Origin of the sequence: Thermomicrobium sp. 4228-Ro (genome assembly GCF_026241205.1) — a bacterium.
Taxonomy (GTDB): Bacteria; Chloroflexota; Chloroflexia; order Thermomicrobiales; family Thermomicrobiaceae; genus Thermomicrobium.
This window is the reverse complement of sequence record NZ_JAPFQM010000001.1, coordinates 502,280-517,713: the sequence shown is the minus strand read 5'-3', so window position 1 is coordinate 517,713 and position 15,434 is coordinate 502,280. Positions and strand designations below refer to the sequence as shown.

The following is a 15,434-nucleotide window of genomic DNA, read 5'->3' as shown; positions in this document are numbered from 1 at the left end:
GCTACAATCGTCCGTGTGTGGAGCCGAGCGAGCAGGAGGGACCTGTGACGGGACGGGAACGAGGACTCGCACCAGCTGAATTGGAACGCCTCGAAGCGCTCGCGCAAGAACTCCGCCGAGAAGTGTTGATGATGACGAGCGAGGCTGGATCCGGGCACCCGACCAGCTCCATGTCTGCCGTCGAGATCATGGTCGCGCTGTACTTCGGGGGTATTCTCCGCTACGATCCGGCGCAACCCTCATGGCCGGACCGCGACCGCTTCATTCTCTCGAAGGGGCATGCTGCACCGATTCTCTATGCCGTACTCGCCGAGGCAGGATACTTCCCGAAAGATCTCTTGCGGACCTTGCGTCGGATCGGCAGCCCGCTGGAGGGACACCCGAACATGCGGCGGCTGCCGGGGGTGGAGGCCTCGACAGGAAGCCTGGGGCAGGGGCTCTCGATCGGTCTCGGTCATGCGCTCGCAGCCCGGTTGGACGGTCGAGACTACCATGTCTTCGTCCTGCTGGGTGACGGTGAGATCGAGGAAGGGCAAGTGTGGGAAGCGGCGATGGCTGCTGCGCAGTGGCGTGTGCACAACCTCGTCGCCATCGTCGATCACAACGGCTATCAGCAAACCAGTCCGGTCTCGGCCGTAACCGATCCGCGGGCCTATGTCGAGAAATGGCGAGCGTTCGGTTGGCACGTGAGCGAGGTGAACGGCCATGACCTCGCCGCTGTGCATGAGGTGCTCCGTTTCGCGAAAGCCTACCGTGATGGGCCCGCCTGCATCATCGCCCATACGGTGAAGGGCAAGGGGGTGTCGTTTCTCGAACGCGATTTCACCTGGCACGGCCGAGCCGTACCCCGTGATCGTCTCCAAGCAGCACTGGAGGAGCTGGCATGAATCTGGGCACGCGAGCAGGTTTACGCATGGGGAAAGCGACACGCGATGCGTTCGGGGAAGCGCTGCGCGATCTTGGGCATGTCTACCCCGACCTCGTTGTCGTCGACGGTGACGTGAGCAATTCGACGCGGACCGAGTACTTCGCACACGCGTTTCCCGAACGGTTCTTCAATGTCGGAATCGCTGAGTCGAATCTCGTCGGGGTGGCCTCGGGGCTGGCAGCGAGCGGCAAGCGGGTCGTCGCAGCGAGTTTCGCGTGCTTTCTGCTCTGCAACGCGTTCGACCAAATCCGGATGAGCGTCGCTTTCCCCCATCTCAATGTGAAGCTGGTCGGTAGCCACGCTGGCATTAGCATCGGCGAAGACGGGCCGTCTCAGATGGGTATCGAGGATGTCGCTCTCGCGCTCGCCTTGCCGGGAGTAGCGGTACTCGTTCCAGCCGACGAGCACGCGACGCGAGCAGCGACACGGGCGATGTTGGAATGGGAGGGACCGACCTATCTGCGACTCGGCAGGCCTCCGGTACCAGTGATCTACGAACCCGATGTCGAGTTCGTGATCGGTCGAGCTTTCCGGCTACGCGACGGGAGCGATGTCACGCTCATGGCGAACGGCTTGATGGTCGCCGCGACGCTCGACGCAGCGGAGGAACTGGCAGCGCGGGGAATCAGCGCGCGGGTGATCGACATGGCGACGGTGCGACCGCTCGACGTGGAGGCCGTCGTCGCTGCTGCCCGTGAAACACGCGGCATCGTCGTGGCCGAGGAGCACCTGCATTTCGGCGGTCTGGGAAGCGTGGTCGCGATGACTGTAGCCGAGCGGCAGCCGTGTCCCATGGCGTTCGTGGATCTCGACGATACCTATGCGGAGTCGGGTGCACCGGAGGATCTCCTGGAAAAGTATGGGTTGACCAGCCAGCGGATCGTCGCGGCTGCGCTCGCTCTCCTGGAGCGGCAATGACATGCGGGCGCAGCGGAGCAAAGAGCAGGCAGCACGGTATGCCGCATCGCTCGTCGAGCCCGGGATGACCGTCGGGCTGGGATCCGGATCGACCGCGGAACTGGCCGTTCGAGCGCTCGCGGAGCGAGTACGGTCGGGGCTCCGTATCGTTACCGTGGCGACTTCGCGGCGTACGGCACGGCTGGCTCGGCGCGTCGGGCTCGAGCTCCGTGAGCCAGAGGAGGTCGAACGGATCGACCTCGCGATCGACGGGGCCGATGAGGTCGAAGAGCGGTCGCTGGCCCTCCTCAAAGGGCGCGGTGGCGCGTTGGTGCGCGAGAAACTGGTGGCACGGCTCGCGGCCCGTGTCGTGATCGTCGTCGACGAGACGAAACTCGTCCCGCAGCTCGGTACCCGGCATCCGGTCCCAGTCGAAGTTGTCCCGTTCGGCTGGAGCTGGTGCGCGCGCTGGTTGGAGGAGATGGGTGGGCACGTCGTATTGCGTCGTCGCGAAGACGGCCGACCATTTCGGTCGGACAACGGGAACGTGATTCTCGACGCGTGGTTCGGGCCGATCGCTGAACCGCAGCAGCTCGCCGAGGCGGTGAAGCGACTGCCCGGTGTCGTCGACCATGGGTTGTTCCTGGATCTCGCAGATCTCGTCGTCGTCGGTTCACCGAGCGCAGTACGATTGCTCTCCGCTGCCTCCAAATAGGGCGCCTCGCGTCGAGCGTGGCGCGCAGGAAGAGAACCGCACTGCGACGCTGCACCGGGAGCGTGTCCGTACACCCCCTTGGCTCCCCGTCCAGGATCGGGTATAGTGTACGTACACACGAGGGGCGTGCTCGCTGGAGGGGCTGAGGCATGGGGAGCCTGGTGGAACGGTATGCCGCGCGTGAGCGACTACGACGGCGGCAGCAACTGGAGCTCGTCGTAGTGCCCGACCCGGGGCCACCGCGTCGGTTCGGCCGTGGCTTGCCAGGTCATGAGCGACGTGTTCGGCGTACGCTCGCGATCGGTGTTCTGGCTGCAGCGGCAACCGTCATGACTGCCCAACGCGCCGCGGCCGAGACGATGCACGTGGTGCATGCAGGAGAAACGATGAGCGGTATCGCGGCACGCTACGGTGTTCCAGTCGAGGCACTGGTGCGGGCGAATGGACTCGCGGACCCTGACGTGATTTTCGCCGGTATGCGGCTCGTCATTCCGGAGCGTGCGCAGGACGCGGTCGTGCATCATGTCCAGCCGGGGGAGACGCTGACTGCCATCGCTCGACACTACGGTGTCACAGTCGAGGCGCTCGTGGCAGCCAACCGGCTGACCGATCCACACCGAATCTACGTGGGCCAAGCGCTCGTCGTCCCGCGCGGAGCACTCGCGTCGTGGGAAGCACTCGGACCCCAGCGCTACGTCGTCCAACCGGGTGATACGCTGACAGCGATCGCCAACCGTTTCGGTGTCGCAGTCAGCGCGCTCGCCGAAGCGAACAACCTCACGGATCCCGATCGGCTTCTCGTCGGGCAAGTTCTGGTGATTCCGCCAAGCGCCCCTGTCGCGGCGATCCGCTTGGAGGGAGTACCGGCCTCTCGGCAGTCTCTCCCGTTGAGCTGCGAGGCGGCAGCGCTGAGTGTGGTGACGGCATACTGGGGACGGCCGGTTTCGGAGTGGGTGTTCATCGAGAATATGCCGTACGACCCGAATCCGCATCGTGGCTTCCGCGGCGACATGAACGGTGCGTTCGGCAGTACCGACGATTATGGCGTCTATGCCGAGCCGCTCGTACCGCTGCTGGAACGGTACGGTTTCCGGGCCGAGGCCGTGTACGCACATGGCGATGCGGATGTCCTCAAGCGGGAGCTCCAGGCTGGCCGCCCGGTGGTCGTCTGGATGACGAACATGGCCTCGGTCCAACCACGGTTCGTGGGAGAGGCGAATGGCGAGCGGTTCGTGCTCGTACCTCAGGAACATGCCGTGGTTGTCTATGGGTATGACGCTGAACGCGTCTACGTTGCCGATCCGGGTGACGGGCAATACCGGTCGTTCGCCTGGAGCGATTTTCTGCGCTCCTGGGGCTATTTCGATGGCATGATGCTGCGCATTCAGCCGGCTCCCTGGGGTTAGGGAACCAGACGAGCGGCGAGCAGGACGATCACGAGGGTCAGCATGAGATTGAGGCTGGAGACAACCCGCGACCACCGAGCGAGCTGTCGATAGCCGCGATCGTGCGGGTTGTGCGGTGCACGAGCTGCCACGGCCAGGCGTGGGCCGATCAGACGGCCATGCAGAACCGTCAAGACGAGCACGATCCCGACCAAGAGCATTTTGATCGCGAGCGTCCGCCCGTAGCCTGGATTCCAGCTGAGTAGCGCAGTCCATTGCACGCCGCGGTGGGTACCGAGCAAGAGACCCGTCACGATCATGATGCCCAAACTGACCCACGCGAGTGGCGAGTACCGGCGACCGAGCGTTGCCGTCAACGCAAGACGCTGGGCGCGATCGGGAACGGTCAGGCGCAAAACCGGCTGGACGACGAGGACCAGGAACAGCTGACCACCGAGCCAGAAACTGAGCGCGACGAGATGCAACCAGCGGATCGTCGCCCAGAGCCACTCGCTCATTCCGTTCGCCTTCCTCTCGCTCGATTCATGCGAACAGTCAAGCCGACGAGACGGTATGTCGGCATGCGACTCGTGCGTTATGCTAGCTGGGCGGGAGAGTGCCCGCAAGGCATGCGACGAAACTCGGGTTGCGCTGTTCGATCTTCGATCGTCCGGCGTGCGGTCGTTGACAGCAGCTGGTTCGGACTGGGCCAGAATCCGGCGACCAGCTTCAGGGTTCTTCGGTTTCGACCGAAAGGTGCTTGACCGAGGGAGTAGCCGGCGACTAGAGTTACCGCGGAGATACCGTCAGTCAGCGGAACAGAAGAGCAGTTCGGCAGGGAGTCGTACAACCAAACGAAAGGGGCGGCGACGGTGCAGCACCAAGGTAGCGAAGCACCGGTGCGGACGCTCGGTGTACCGCGGGAACGGGCGCCACGTGAGCGGCGGGTGGCGGCGACGCCAGAGACGGTACGCCGGTACGGTCGTCTCGGTTTCCGCGTCGTCGTCGAGCGGGAGGCCGGGCTGGCGGCTGGGTTCCCGGACGAGGAGTACGAGGCAGCTGGTGCAGCACTCCTCGACGACGTGGCGGAACTGTACGGTCGTTCCGACGTGATCATCAAGGTGCAACGCCCGCTACCTGAGGAACTCGAGTTGCTCCACGAGGGACAGGTGCTGATCGGTTTCCTCCAGCCCCTCATCGCGCCGGAGTTGGTCGCGGCGCTGGCTGCACGTGGGGTGATCGCAGTCAGCATGGATACGATCCCGCGGATCACGCGTGCCCAGCCGATGGATGCGCTCTCCTCGATGAGTACGGTGGCTGGCTACAAGGCGGTCTTGCTGGCAGCCAACGAATTGCCCAAGTTCTTCCCGCTGATGATGACCGCAGCCGGGACGATTCGCCCGGCGAAAGTTCTGGTGCTCGGTGCCGGGGTCGCCGGCCTGCAGGCGATCGCGACGGCGCGTCGACTGGGTGCGATCGTCGAGGCGTTCGACACGCGGCCAGTGGTCAAGGAGCAGGTCGAGAGCCTCGGCGCCAAATTCCTCGAACTCGGTGTGACGACGGAGGAAGTCGGAGGGTACGCGAAAGAGCTCGCCGAAGAGCATCTCCGGCGTGAGCAGGAACTCATCCACAACCATTGCGTCGAAGCCGATGTGGTCATCACGACAGCACTGGTTCCAGGCCGCCGGGCACCCCTCTTGATCCGTGAGGAGACCGTGCGGCAGATGCGACCGCGCGCGGTGATCGTCGACCTCGCCGCTGAGATGGGCGGAAACTGTGAGCTGACCGTGCCAGGCGAGACGGTGGTTCGGCACGGTGTCACCATCATGGGGCCGCTCAACTTGCCGAGCGAGATGGCCTACACGGCGAGCCAGATGTACGCGCGCAATGTCGCCGCGCTGCTCGAGCACCTCGCTCCCAAAGGGGAGTTTGTCTGGAACTTCGAGGACGAGATCACGCGTGGTGTCGTCCTTACCAAGGACAAGCAGATCCTGCATGAACCGACGTTGGAGCGCCTCAAGGAGGAAGTGCGGTGAATCAGGAATTGCTTCTCGGTCTGTACGTACTCATGCTGACGATTTTCCTCGGCTTCGAGGTAATCTCGCGTGTCCCCACCCTGCTGCACACGCCGCTCATGTCGGGAACCAATGCGATTCACGGAATCGTCCTTCTCGGCGGCATTCTCGTGGCCGGAACGGCTGACGATCCGCTCACCTTGCTGCTGGGCCTGCTCGGCTGTCTCTTCGGTGCTGGAAACTTGTTCGGTGGCATCGTCGTGACCGATCGCATGCTCGAGATGTTCAAGACGAAAGAGCGAGGGGCGGAGAAGGTTCCCGGCGCGGCTCCTGCAGCCGTGCGTGAAAAGGAAGTGGTGGGGCAGCGATGATCGAGAACGTGCGCGATGCTGTCATCGATCTCGTCTATCTGGCCTGCGCCATCGTCATCATTCTCGGTCTCAAGCGCCTGAGTACGCCACGGACGGCGCGCTCGGGTAACCAGCTCATCGCGCTCGGCTTGCTGGTGGCTGTCGCGGTCACACTGCTGGATCCGCATATGCAGTGGCGCTTCGCGAACGTGGCCGTGATCGTGATCGGTACCGCGATCGGTGCGGCGGGGTCGATCTACCTTGCCCGTGTCGTGCCGATGACGGCGATGCCCCAGATGGTCGCGCTGTTCAACGGCATGGGGGGCGCGACGGCTGCGCTCGTTGCGGTCGCCGAGTTCCAGCGTTTCGTCGCGAGTGGGGCGGTGAGCGGAGGCGAGCGAGCCTCGGTCGCCTTCGGGACGACGGTCGGTTCGATCGCCTTTACCGGTAGCGTGATTGCGTTCCTGAAGCTTCAGGAACTGATGACGGGACGGCCTGTCCGGTTCCCGCTCCAGATCCCGCTCAATGTCGCGGTTGCCGCTGGCATCGTCGCGATGTGGGTCTGGCTTCTGGGACTCGGCGGCGCATCGGCGTCGGTCTGGATCTTGTTCGGGCTGGCTCTCCTTTTCGGGATTCTCTTGGTCTTGCCGGTCGGTGGCGCTGACATGCCGGTCGTGATCTCGGTGTTGAACTCGATGACCGGTCTCGCGGCGGCTGCAGCTGGATTCGTGCTGGAAAACCAGATTCTGGTGGTCGCTGGCGCGTTGGTCGGTGCATCCGGTTCGCTTCTGACCATCTTGATGAGCCGGGCGATGAACCGGTCGCTCGCCAATGTGTTGTTCGGGGCGTATCGGCTGCGGGCCGCTGGCGCGGCAGTCGGCGAGGCCAAGCCGATCCGCGAGACCACCGTCGAGGACACCGCGGTGCTGCTCGCTTATGCGAACTTGGTCATCATCGTACCGGGGTACGGTCTCGCCGTCGCGCAAGCGCAGCATGAGCTGGCGGAACTGGCGAACGAGCTCGAGAAGCGCGGCGTCGAAGTCAAGTTCGCGATCCACCCGGTCGCTGGCCGCATGCCGGGTCATATGAATGTGCTGCTGGCTGAGGCGAATATCCCGTACGACAAGCTGTACGAAATGGAGCAGATCAACGAGGAGTTCCAGCGCGCGGACGTGGCGCTGATCGTGGGGGCGAACGACGTCGTCAACCCGGCTGCCCGCACCGATCCCTCGAGTCCGCTGTACGGGATGCCGATCCTGAACGCTGACCAGGCCAAGAACGTGATCGTGCTCAAGCGGAGCATGCGTCCCGGTTTCGCTGGTGTCGAAAACGAGCTGTTCCACATGCCGCAGACGCGCATGCTCTTCGGTGATGCCAAGGAGACGCTCAAGCGACTCGTCGAGGCGGTGAAAGCGGTGTGACGCTGCTCGCTCCAAAGGCGCGGCCCGGGTTCCTGCCCGGGCCGCTGTATCGTTTTCGACGGGGTGACCGCTACGCTGGTAGTGCTTCGTTCTGACGTTCGACTGGAACGGAGTCGCGACCGGTGCGCCTCGACGTGAAAGGAGTTGGGAACACCATGACGGACGAACATCGCCTCGAGCGATTCCGTGCCTACCGTGCTCGCATGAACCAGCGGATCAGTGCGATCGGTCACCGTGACATCAACCGCTTCTTCGCCTTGGACAGTGCGACGTATCGAGACGGGGCACTGGATGCTCGCACGAAGGAGCTACTGGGCCTGGTTGCCTCGCTGGTTTTGCGTTGCAACGACTGCGTGGACTACCATCTCGATCGCTGCGTCGAGTTGGGCTGGTCGGATGCCGAATTGTACGATGCGATGCAGGTCGCGCTCATCGTCGGTGGGAGCATCGTCATTCCGCATCTCCGTCATGCGGTGGAAACGCTCGACCTGCTCCGGGCGGAACAGCCGGGGCGCTCGTCCGAGTGAAGCGAGGAATAGGGTTCGGACCACCGGCGCGGGCTATGCTTAACCGGTCGATACGCGGTCGAGGCGCGGTGGAGGCGTGCGGTGAACATTGGTCGGAAACAGGTGGGCAACTGCCCACCGGCTCCACAAGGACCGTGGATCTTGGTCGCTCTGGCGCTGTTCCTCACTGGACTCCTGCTCGGCCAAACGTGGCGAGAACCGCTCGCTTCGTCGACGACAGCGGCGGAAATGCCGACCGCAGTGGCGGTGTTCGGCGAAGCCTGGACCTTGTTGCACGAGCACTACGTCGAACCGACTGCGCTGGATGACAAGCAGTTGCTCGCTGGCGCTCTCCGCGGCCTGGCTGACGCTGTTGGCGATAGCGGACACACCCGCTACCTGACTGCTGAAGAGCTGTCCCAACATTCCGAGCAGCTGTCCGGGGAGTACACCGGTATCGGTGTCGAAATCGAGGACCGTGAGGGGAAGATTATCGTCCGCGATGTCTTCGAGGAATCACCCGCGCAGCGGGCCGGGATACGGGTCGGCGATATGCTCGTGGCTGTCGACGGTATTCCGGTCGACGAACTGGGACTCGACGGAGTCGTTCAGCACGTGCGGGGTCCGGAAGGAACCACGGTGACGCTCCGGCTCGCTCGTCCAGGAACGGGCCAGCCGATCGAAGTCACCCTCGTACGTGCGAAGGTGCGTGTGAGCGTCGTCCGCTGGGCTATCCTGCCATCGAACATCGGATACGTTCGCTTGAGTTCCTTCGCGAGCGGTGCGAGCACCGATCTCCGGCGAGCACTGGATCGTCTCGTTGCTCGCGAAGTCCGCGGGGTGGTCCTGGACCTGCGCGGGAACCCGGGCGGGCTCGTCAACGAGGCTGTCGACGCTGCTGGCCTGTTTCTCCCTCCTGGAACGCTCGTGTTCACGTCTCGCGATCGTGCTGGCAACGTGACCGAGTATCGTACCGAGCCAGATAGCCAACCGGTAACGCTGCCGCTGGTTGTGGTCGTCGACCATGGCACGGCATCGGCAGCGGAAATCGTTGCTGGAGCGCTCCAGGACTACCGGCGTGCGGTGCTCGTCGGCGAGCGGACCTTCGGGACGGGGACGGTCCTCACGGAGTTTCGGTTACAGGACGGCTCGGCCTTGCTGATCGGAACACAAGTCTGGGTCACGCCGAATGGACGCGTCATTTGGCGCAACGGTATCGAGCCGGACATCGTCGTCTCGCTCGGTGCGGAGACGGCACCGCTCGTACCGTACAGTGGGCAGGTCGTGACGTCGAGCGAACTCGAGTCCGACCCGCAGCTCGAGCGTGCTTGGCGCACGCTGACGCCGGACGATTCCGGCTTCGTGACCACTGAGTGGGAATGCGTCGCGTGTCCGTGATGGATACGGTCGCACGAGCGTGCCAGGTGGAACCGCCATCGTTGCTCGTCGAGGCAGCGACGCTCTACGAGGCAGGTGAGTATTTCACCTGTCACGAGGTGCTGGAAGCGCTTTGGCGGGGGACGGAAGGACCGCTCCGCGAGCTCTACCGTGGTCTGATCCAGATTGTCGTCGGCCTCTACCATGTCCAGCGCGGTAACCTCGTGGGCGGCCGGCACGTGCTGGCGCGAGGGCTGGCGCGCGTCGAGCGGTACCCGAGCCCATGCGTCGGCATCGATCTCGTGCAGCTCTGTCAGGGAGCGAGGTCGTATCTCCACTGGATCGAGGCGGGGGCAACCGGGCCCCGACCGGAGCCCCCGCGGTGGTGCTGGGTTCGGTCGGTACAGGAGTGCGAGTGAGCGACGCTGAAAGTCACGAAAGGAGCGTGAAGCGTGCGGGTACCGGATCGCCCGCAGCGGGTGCTGGTCGTCATGGCCCACCCGGACGATGCGGAGTTCATCTGCGCGGGAACGGTCGCTCGCTGGGCGAGCGAGGGGAGCGAGATCGTGTACGTGCTCGTGACGAGCGGCGACAAAGGGAGCAACGATCCGACCATGACGCCGGAGCGACTCGTGGCGATCCGAGAGGCCGAACAGCTCGAGGCAGCGCGGATCCTCGGTGTCAGGCACGTCGAGTTTCTCCGCTATCGGGATGCTGAGGTGATGCCCGATCTCCATTTGCGCCGGGATCTCGTGCGAGTCATCCGTCGCTTCAAACCCGATGCGGTGGTCTGTCAGGATCCGACGAGCCGCTATTTCGGCCAGCAATATATCCAGCATCCCGATCACATCGCGGTGGGGGAGGCGACGCTGGCTGCGGTCTTTCCGAGTGCTCGCGATCGCTTGACGTTCCCGGAACTGCTGGAGGAGGGTTTGGAACCGCATATCGTCCCGCACGTGTATCTCACTGGATCGCAGCATCCAGACGTCTTCGTGGACATTACGGCGTGGTTCGACCGCAAGATCGCGGCGCTGCGGGCGCATCGGAGCCAGCTCGGCGACTGGGACCCCGAGCCGATGTTGCGGTTGTGGGCGCAGGATACCGCCGCGGAAGCCCGACGGCTGGGCTGGCCGGGTGCCGAGCAGATGCTCCTCGCGGAATCGTTCAAATTTTTCGACATCGGTGAGTGAGCGGTCGACGCTGTTCCCTGCTCCGGGGGTAATCACCGCGGGCGCAAGAGATCGAACAAGCACCGGAGCAGCCCAGCGAACACAGCGAACCAGGCTACCAGCGCGATGTACGCGAAGGCGTGCGACACCGGCACGAGAAACGGGATGTGCATCGTCCGGGCGAAGGCATCGGTACACGCTGCGTACATGCCGAGCGGGAAGACCATGCCCCAGTACTGCGGGTCGTACCGGAAGGCGAAGCGTTTATAGCCATGCCGCCACACTCCGAGGAGAAGCAACAGGGGAATCCACCATGTTCCGGTCGACCAGGCGAGCCAGGTGCTGCCACGGAGCACGGGACTGAGTGTCGCGACGAGCGGGGATGCTGCCTCTTGACTGACGAGGGTCGCTCCAGCGAGCGTCGTGATGGCAACTGCACCCATATTGATCCAGTACGGGGGGATCAAGGCGTCGGGCTGCACAGGATAGAACGTAAAACGGTACATGATCAGGGTGATGACGATGAAGTAGAGCGTGAGACCTGCCAGATGAAACGTTATCGAAACAAAGAGCAGGACGTTGGCTCTCTTGGAGAGCAGACTCGCGAGTGGGACACCCAGAACCGTAAGCGACTGCGTCGCGACTGTGGTGAGCAGCCAGCCGCCGTGGAGGCCGTGATCGAGCGAGGGTTTGTCCTCGCGAATCGTGATCGCGGTGAAGAAGCCGTAGGTCGTGAGGATCCAGAGGAGCAGCGCGAGGATCCAGAGAGGGAGGGCGATGCCCGGGCGATCGGTGAGGGTGAGGAATTGGCGTCCGAGGACGGCTGTTGCGGCGACTGTGGTGAAAAAGCCCGGACCGCGATTGTGATCAGCGAGGTCTCTGGCGAGAAGTGTCGGGAAGCGGAGGATACGCCAGGCGAGAAGAAACCAGAGGATAAGGTACGCGAGAAGATTCACTCCGAAGAGCGCGAGGGCGATCGACCGCTGACCAGTGAGATCGACCGCGATCGAGACGATACCCGTAGCCATGGCGAGGGCGAAGTACGCCGGATGGAGGTGAGCGACCGCCTCGACGAGCGTCGCCCGTGCGGAGCGCCGTCGTTCTCGGCGCGTCCGGCGCCTGTCATGCTCGTTGCGTGAGAGCCGCTGGTCGATCCGCTCTCGCACCCGGTTCTCTGATCCAATAGTACGCCTCACCTGCGCAACTCCGGCAGACCGGTTTCCCTTCGATCCACACTTCGCGCTGATCGAGGACTTCTTCGCCGCAGCGCCAGCAGTGTACCCGCCCACCAGCGCGGGCGAGCAACACCGGCAGTGGAATTGCGAGTTCGACCCACGTCCAGGCGAGGAGTTCTTCGTCCGGCATCCGCTGATAGCCGAGGAGCTGTGCATGCCACCGGCTGGGTGCTTCCGGTGCGCAGGCTGCTGCTCGCTCTCGGGCGACCGGATGCGGGTGCAGTCGAACCGCCGTACCGCTGTGTGTGTCCACGTAGGTCGCAGCCACCTTACCGAGATCGACGATCCGCATGGTGCGGCGACCGACCCAACAGTTGGCTCCGACTGCGATACCGTCAGCAGCGCAACCGTAGGTTTCGACGATGACGAGGAACCGTTTGTCTCGTTGTGGGACTTCCAGGCCGAGCAACGTTCCCGCCAGGAGACTCATCCGTACGCCGGGGACTTGGCGGGGACACGGTCGCCCCTCGTGCAACCGGGCACTCGCTTGGAGGAGTTCGCTCAGAGCTGGCATGACGGCACCTACCGTGCGGGTGCGATGCGACGACGGATGTTCCAGACCACCACCTGATACGGCCGCCACAAGTAGGTGATCGGAAACACGACGACGTGCACGAGTCGCGTGAACGGGAAAATGGCCACGAGCAAGAAGCCACCGAGATAGTGGAGCTTGATGATCCACGGTAGTGAGGTCACGAACTGGATCTGCGGCTGCAACTTGAGGAGCGAGATCATCCACGGCACGGCGGTGTACATGTACCAGAGCGATCCCCAGCGATAGAAGAGCGCGATATAGACACCGACTGACAGCTGGGCCATGAGCACGATGACGAGGAGCCAGTCAGGCAAGGTGGTGACCTTGCGGATACGCGGGTTCACGAGCCGCCGCAACGTAAGCACAGCCAGTGTCACCACCGTCGAGAGACCGAGCGCTGCCCCGAGCGCCTCGAGCGGATAGAGTCGGCTCGGCGGGGCGACGAAGCGTGACCAGATGCCGGTGAACATGCCGGCCAAGTGCGCGGCGAGAATGATGAGGAGCGCGTAATGCCACGGTGCTGAACCGAAGAAGAGCGCCCGATTCTCCAGGAATTGCGACGAGAAACTCGAGAAGGAAAAGCGGTCGAAAAAGTACCGGTAGAGACCGACGAGTACAGCCAGGGCGACGGCCAGATAGGGGAAGACCACGAACAGGAGAATGTCCAGCGTCCTCATCGGTGCCCGTTCCCTTCTGCTCCACCGTCCCAGTCCAGCTCATGTCTCCGTTGCCAGAGCGCTTCGAGGAGCAAGCGTGTGGCGACGAGCGCACAGCGATACGCGGTGCGGCTGGGGTTCGTCTTGACGCTCGATTGTCCCTCGGTGAGCGCGAGAAGGAAGCCGCCCGTCAAGACTTCGCCCAAACTGTGTCCCTCGAGTTGATGGCTCTCGTCTGCCAGTCCCGCTTCTTCCTCCAGGATCGACTCGAACTCGGGTACGCGCTCGCCCAGCATGCGACGCAAGGCGGGAAGAAGCGCTTCCTGAACGACTGTCGAGCTTTCGAGCGGATCAGCCCGTGCCGCGAACCGGAGCATGAGCGAGAGGCGATCGGGAACTACCGTCATATCGGTCGGCAATCCGACCGTCGCGTAACGCTCCTTGAGGGCGATAAGGAAGTGGCTTCGGCGGTATGTCTCACCGAAGAGCTGATATCCAACATACGGGTAGAAGACAGGGTTGAGATCGAAGAGGGCCGTATAGACTTCTTCGAGTAGGCCGACAGGAGTCCGTTCCACGTAACCGCGGAACGTGCGCAGGTAGGGCAGAGCCGGAGGAGCTAGCTCGCGTGCCAGCTCCACCAGCCGTGCCACCGTGGACGCGAGCCCCGGGTGCGGATAGTCCAGGAAGTCAGCGAGCAACGAGAGGAGCTCGTGACGCAGGAGACGACCGCTGATCGGCGCCACGGTTCACCACCTTCGCGAAGGTCCCTTGCGGAACCCGAAGCCGACTTCGGCTCTGTACGTCGGGTAGTTTCGCCGTTCGGGATCGAGCTCCGGGAACTGATTCTCCACCGCCATTTCACGTGCGAGCGGTGGTACCACGAAGCGCTCCTCGAATGTCGGAAGCGAGGTCAAGCGCCAGATCGCTTCGCACTCTTCGGGTGTCGTCTGGCCGAGCTCGAGCGCCCGCTGCACCTCACCGAGCGGAACGTCACCGACTTTCTTGTACCGCATGTAGCTGCGGACCGCGATCAGCTTGTGATACACGTCGCGGATGATCGCCGTATTGCCGGCCGAGAAGAGGCTCGCCAGGTACGTGATCGGCGTCCGATTCTTCTCGAGAGCCGCCAGCATCGGTGCGAGACCCTCAGCGCCGGCGTCCACTGTCTCGTACAGACTGTTCCGCTGGACAGCCTGAACTGGCTGCATCGGCGGGACATAGAACAACATCGGGAGCGTACGGAACTCCGGGTGCAGCGGCAGTGCCACTTTCCAGAGCTTGAAGAACTTGTAGACGGGAGAACGCTGTGCATACTCGATCATGAGATCGGTGACCCCGTTTGCCCGAGCAGCTCGAATGACCTGCGGATCGAAGGGATCGAGCACGACTTCGCGCTGTGCTTCGACGAGCTTGTCGTCAGGCTGCGAGATCGCCCAGGTGATCCGGTCGGCGTCGTAGAGGATGAGGCCGAGATAGCGGATGCGGCCGACGCAGGCGTGGAAGCAGGCTGGCGGCTGTCCGGTTTCGAGTCGGGGGTAGCAGAGGATGCACTTCTCGGACTTGCCGGTAAACCAGTTGAAGTACACCTTCTTGTACGGACAACCGGATATACACATGCGCCACGCCCGGCACTTCTCCTGGCTGATGAGGACGATGCCGTCTTCGCCGCGCTTGTAGATCGCGCCGGCCGGGCAACGAGGTTGCCGAGTTTCTTCATCGACTCGCGTTCTTCGGGAGAGAGGTTCTTGAGATTCGGGTCGTTGTCGGCGTAGACCGGAGAGCCACCGAGATCGTCGTCCCAGTTCGGCCCGGCCTCGACCGTGTCGATGTACTCGCCGGTGATCATCGAAATGGGGCGCGCGGTCGGCTGGTCATCACCGAGCGGTGCGGTGAAAAGATTCTCGTAATTCGTGCGTCCACGGCTCGTAATAGTCGTCGATGCGCGGTAAATAGGGATTGTAAAAGATATTCGTCAACGTTCCGAGCTTGCCTTGCAACTTCAGTCGGACCTTGCCAGTTCGTGGGTCGCGTTCCCAACCACCACGATATTTCTCTTGGTCTTCCCAGAGTGTCGGGAATCCAGTACCTGGCTTCGTTTCCACATTGTTCCACCAGTGATACTCGGTCCCTTTCCGGTCGGTCCAAATGTTCTTACAGGCGATCGAACAGGTGTGACAGCCGATGCACTTGTCCAGGTGGAAGACCATCGAGACTTGCGCGCGGACGTCCATCGTTGCCTCCT

16 protein-coding genes and 1 pseudogene are annotated in these 15,434 nt (G+C 63.4%); 11 read left to right on the top strand and 6 right to left on the bottom strand.

Features of this window, described 5'->3' with window-relative positions:
- Positions 1 to 44 precede the first annotated feature (44 nt).
- The 4 genes from OO015_RS02650 to OO015_RS02635 all read left to right on the top strand — a co-directional run bounded on the left by OO015_RS02650 (position 45) and on the right by OO015_RS02635 (position 3,946).
- A complete protein-coding gene (locus OO015_RS02650) occupies positions 45 to 887 on the top strand; it encodes a transketolase (RefSeq protein WP_265939511.1) in 843 nt (280 codons plus the stop codon).
- Positions 884 to 1,846 carry a transketolase family protein gene (locus tag OO015_RS02645; RefSeq protein WP_265939509.1) on the top strand — a complete coding sequence of 321 codons (963 nt, stop codon included), beginning with the start codon at positions 884 to 886 and terminating at the stop codon, positions 1,844 to 1,846. The genes OO015_RS02650 and OO015_RS02645 overlap by 4 nt, the downstream gene beginning before the upstream one ends.
- A gap of 1 nt (position 1,847) precedes the next feature.
- Complete coding sequence (gene rpiA / locus OO015_RS02640; RefSeq protein ID WP_265939508.1) at positions 1,848 to 2,540, top strand: ribose-5-phosphate isomerase RpiA; 693 nt, start codon at positions 1,848 to 1,850, stop codon at positions 2,538 to 2,540.
- 149 nt (positions 2,541 to 2,689) lie between these two features.
- Positions 2,690 to 3,946, top strand: a complete 1,257-nt coding sequence (locus OO015_RS02635; protein ID WP_265939506.1) for a LysM peptidoglycan-binding domain-containing protein — start codon at positions 2,690 to 2,692, stop codon at positions 3,944 to 3,946.
- Here OO015_RS02635 and OO015_RS02630 read toward each other — a convergent pair.
- Positions 3,943 to 4,443 carry a DUF4149 domain-containing protein gene (locus OO015_RS02630; RefSeq protein ID WP_265939503.1) on the bottom strand — a complete coding sequence of 167 codons (501 nt, stop codon included), beginning with the start codon at positions 4,441 to 4,443 and terminating at the stop codon, positions 3,943 to 3,945. The two genes, OO015_RS02635 and OO015_RS02630, sit on opposite strands and share 4 nt — an antisense overlap.
- A 354-nt stretch (positions 4,444 to 4,797) precedes the next feature.
- Between OO015_RS02630 and OO015_RS02625 the strand changes: the two genes are divergently transcribed.
- From OO015_RS02625 to OO015_RS02595, 7 genes are all read left to right on the top strand, one after another.
- Positions 4,798 to 5,961 (top strand): Re/Si-specific NAD(P)(+) transhydrogenase subunit alpha, encoded by a 1,164-nt coding sequence (locus OO015_RS02625; protein ID WP_265939501.1) that lies wholly within the window; start codon positions 4,798 to 4,800, stop codon positions 5,959 to 5,961.
- Positions 5,958 to 6,311, top strand: a complete 354-nt coding sequence (locus OO015_RS02620; RefSeq protein WP_265939500.1) for an NAD(P) transhydrogenase subunit alpha — start codon at positions 5,958 to 5,960, stop codon at positions 6,309 to 6,311. The genes OO015_RS02625 and OO015_RS02620 overlap by 4 nt, the downstream gene beginning before the upstream one ends.
- Positions 6,311 to 7,711 carry an NAD(P)(+) transhydrogenase (Re/Si-specific) subunit beta gene (locus OO015_RS02615; RefSeq protein ID WP_416236583.1) on the top strand — a complete coding sequence of 467 codons (1,401 nt, stop codon included), beginning with the start codon at positions 6,311 to 6,313 and terminating at the stop codon, positions 7,709 to 7,711. Before OO015_RS02620 ends, OO015_RS02615 begins: the two co-directional genes overlap by 1 nt.
- Before the next feature lie 155 nt (positions 7,712 to 7,866).
- Positions 7,867 to 8,238 carry a carboxymuconolactone decarboxylase family protein gene (locus OO015_RS02610; protein WP_265939496.1) on the top strand — a complete coding sequence of 124 codons (372 nt, stop codon included), beginning with the start codon at positions 7,867 to 7,869 and terminating at the stop codon, positions 8,236 to 8,238.
- An 81-nt stretch (positions 8,239 to 8,319) separates the two neighbouring features.
- Positions 8,320 to 9,615 carry a S41 family peptidase gene (locus OO015_RS02605; RefSeq protein ID WP_265939494.1) on the top strand — a complete coding sequence of 432 codons (1,296 nt, stop codon included), beginning with the start codon at positions 8,320 to 8,322 and terminating at the stop codon, positions 9,613 to 9,615.
- Between the two features lie 26 nt (positions 9,616 to 9,641).
- Positions 9,642 to 10,013, top strand: a complete 372-nt coding sequence (locus OO015_RS02600) for a DUF309 domain-containing protein (RefSeq protein WP_265939493.1) — start codon at positions 9,642 to 9,644, stop codon at positions 10,011 to 10,013.
- Positions 10,014 to 10,046: 33 nt separating this feature from the next.
- On the top strand, positions 10,047 to 10,784 hold the full coding sequence (locus tag OO015_RS02595) for a PIG-L deacetylase family protein (RefSeq protein ID WP_265939492.1): 738 nt from the start codon (positions 10,047 to 10,049) through the stop codon (positions 10,782 to 10,784).
- A gap of 32 nt (positions 10,785 to 10,816) precedes the next feature.
- Here OO015_RS02595 and OO015_RS02590 read toward each other — a convergent pair whose 3' ends face one another.
- The 5 genes and pseudogenes from OO015_RS02590 to narH form a co-directional block, all read right to left on the bottom strand.
- Positions 10,817 to 11,929, bottom strand: a complete 1,113-nt coding sequence (locus tag OO015_RS02590; RefSeq protein ID WP_265939490.1) for a tellurite resistance/C4-dicarboxylate transporter family protein — start codon at positions 11,927 to 11,929, stop codon at positions 10,817 to 10,819.
- Positions 11,886 to 12,512, bottom strand: coding sequence for an FmdE family protein (locus OO015_RS02585; RefSeq protein ID WP_265939488.1), 627 nt, complete (start codon positions 12,510 to 12,512; stop codon positions 11,886 to 11,888). The genes OO015_RS02590 and OO015_RS02585 overlap by 44 nt, the downstream gene beginning before the upstream one ends.
- 8 nt (positions 12,513 to 12,520) lie before the next feature.
- Positions 12,521 to 13,210 (bottom strand): respiratory nitrate reductase subunit gamma, encoded by a 690-nt coding sequence (gene narI, locus OO015_RS02580; protein WP_265939486.1) that lies wholly within the window; start codon positions 13,208 to 13,210, stop codon positions 12,521 to 12,523.
- On the bottom strand, positions 13,207 to 13,935 hold the full coding sequence (locus tag OO015_RS02575; RefSeq protein ID WP_265939484.1) for a hypothetical protein: 729 nt from the start codon (positions 13,933 to 13,935) through the stop codon (positions 13,207 to 13,209). Before OO015_RS02575 ends, narI begins: the two co-directional genes overlap by 4 nt.
- Before the next feature lie 3 nt (positions 13,936 to 13,938).
- Positions 13,939 to 15,423: pseudogene (gene narH, locus OO015_RS14065) on the bottom strand (nitrate reductase subunit beta).
- Positions 15,424 to 15,434 lie beyond the last annotated feature (11 nt).

Bases quoted from the DNA above. Each gene is read 5' to 3' on its own strand.
- rpiA (WP_265939508.1), top strand. From the start codon at position 1,848: ATGCGGGCGCAGCGGAGCAAAGAGCAGGCAGCACGGTATGCCGCATCG.
- OO015_RS02635 (WP_265939506.1), top strand. From the start codon at position 2,690: ATGGGGAGCCTGGTGGAACGGTATGCCGCGCGTGAGCGACTACGACGG.
- OO015_RS02585 (WP_265939488.1), bottom strand. From the start codon at position 12,512: ATGCCAGCTCTGAGCGAACTCCTCCAAGCGAGTGCCCGGTTGCACGAG.
- OO015_RS02610 (WP_265939496.1), top strand. From the start codon at position 7,867: ATGACGGACGAACATCGCCTCGAGCGATTCCGTGCCTACCGTGCTCGC.
- OO015_RS02630 (WP_265939503.1), bottom strand. From the start codon at position 4,443: ATGAGCGAGTGGCTCTGGGCGACGATCCGCTGGTTGCATCTCGTCGCG.
- narI (WP_265939486.1), bottom strand. From the start codon at position 13,210: ATGAGGACGCTGGACATTCTCCTGTTCGTGGTCTTCCCCTATCTGGCC.
- OO015_RS02645 (WP_265939509.1), top strand. From the start codon at position 884: ATGAATCTGGGCACGCGAGCAGGTTTACGCATGGGGAAAGCGACACGC.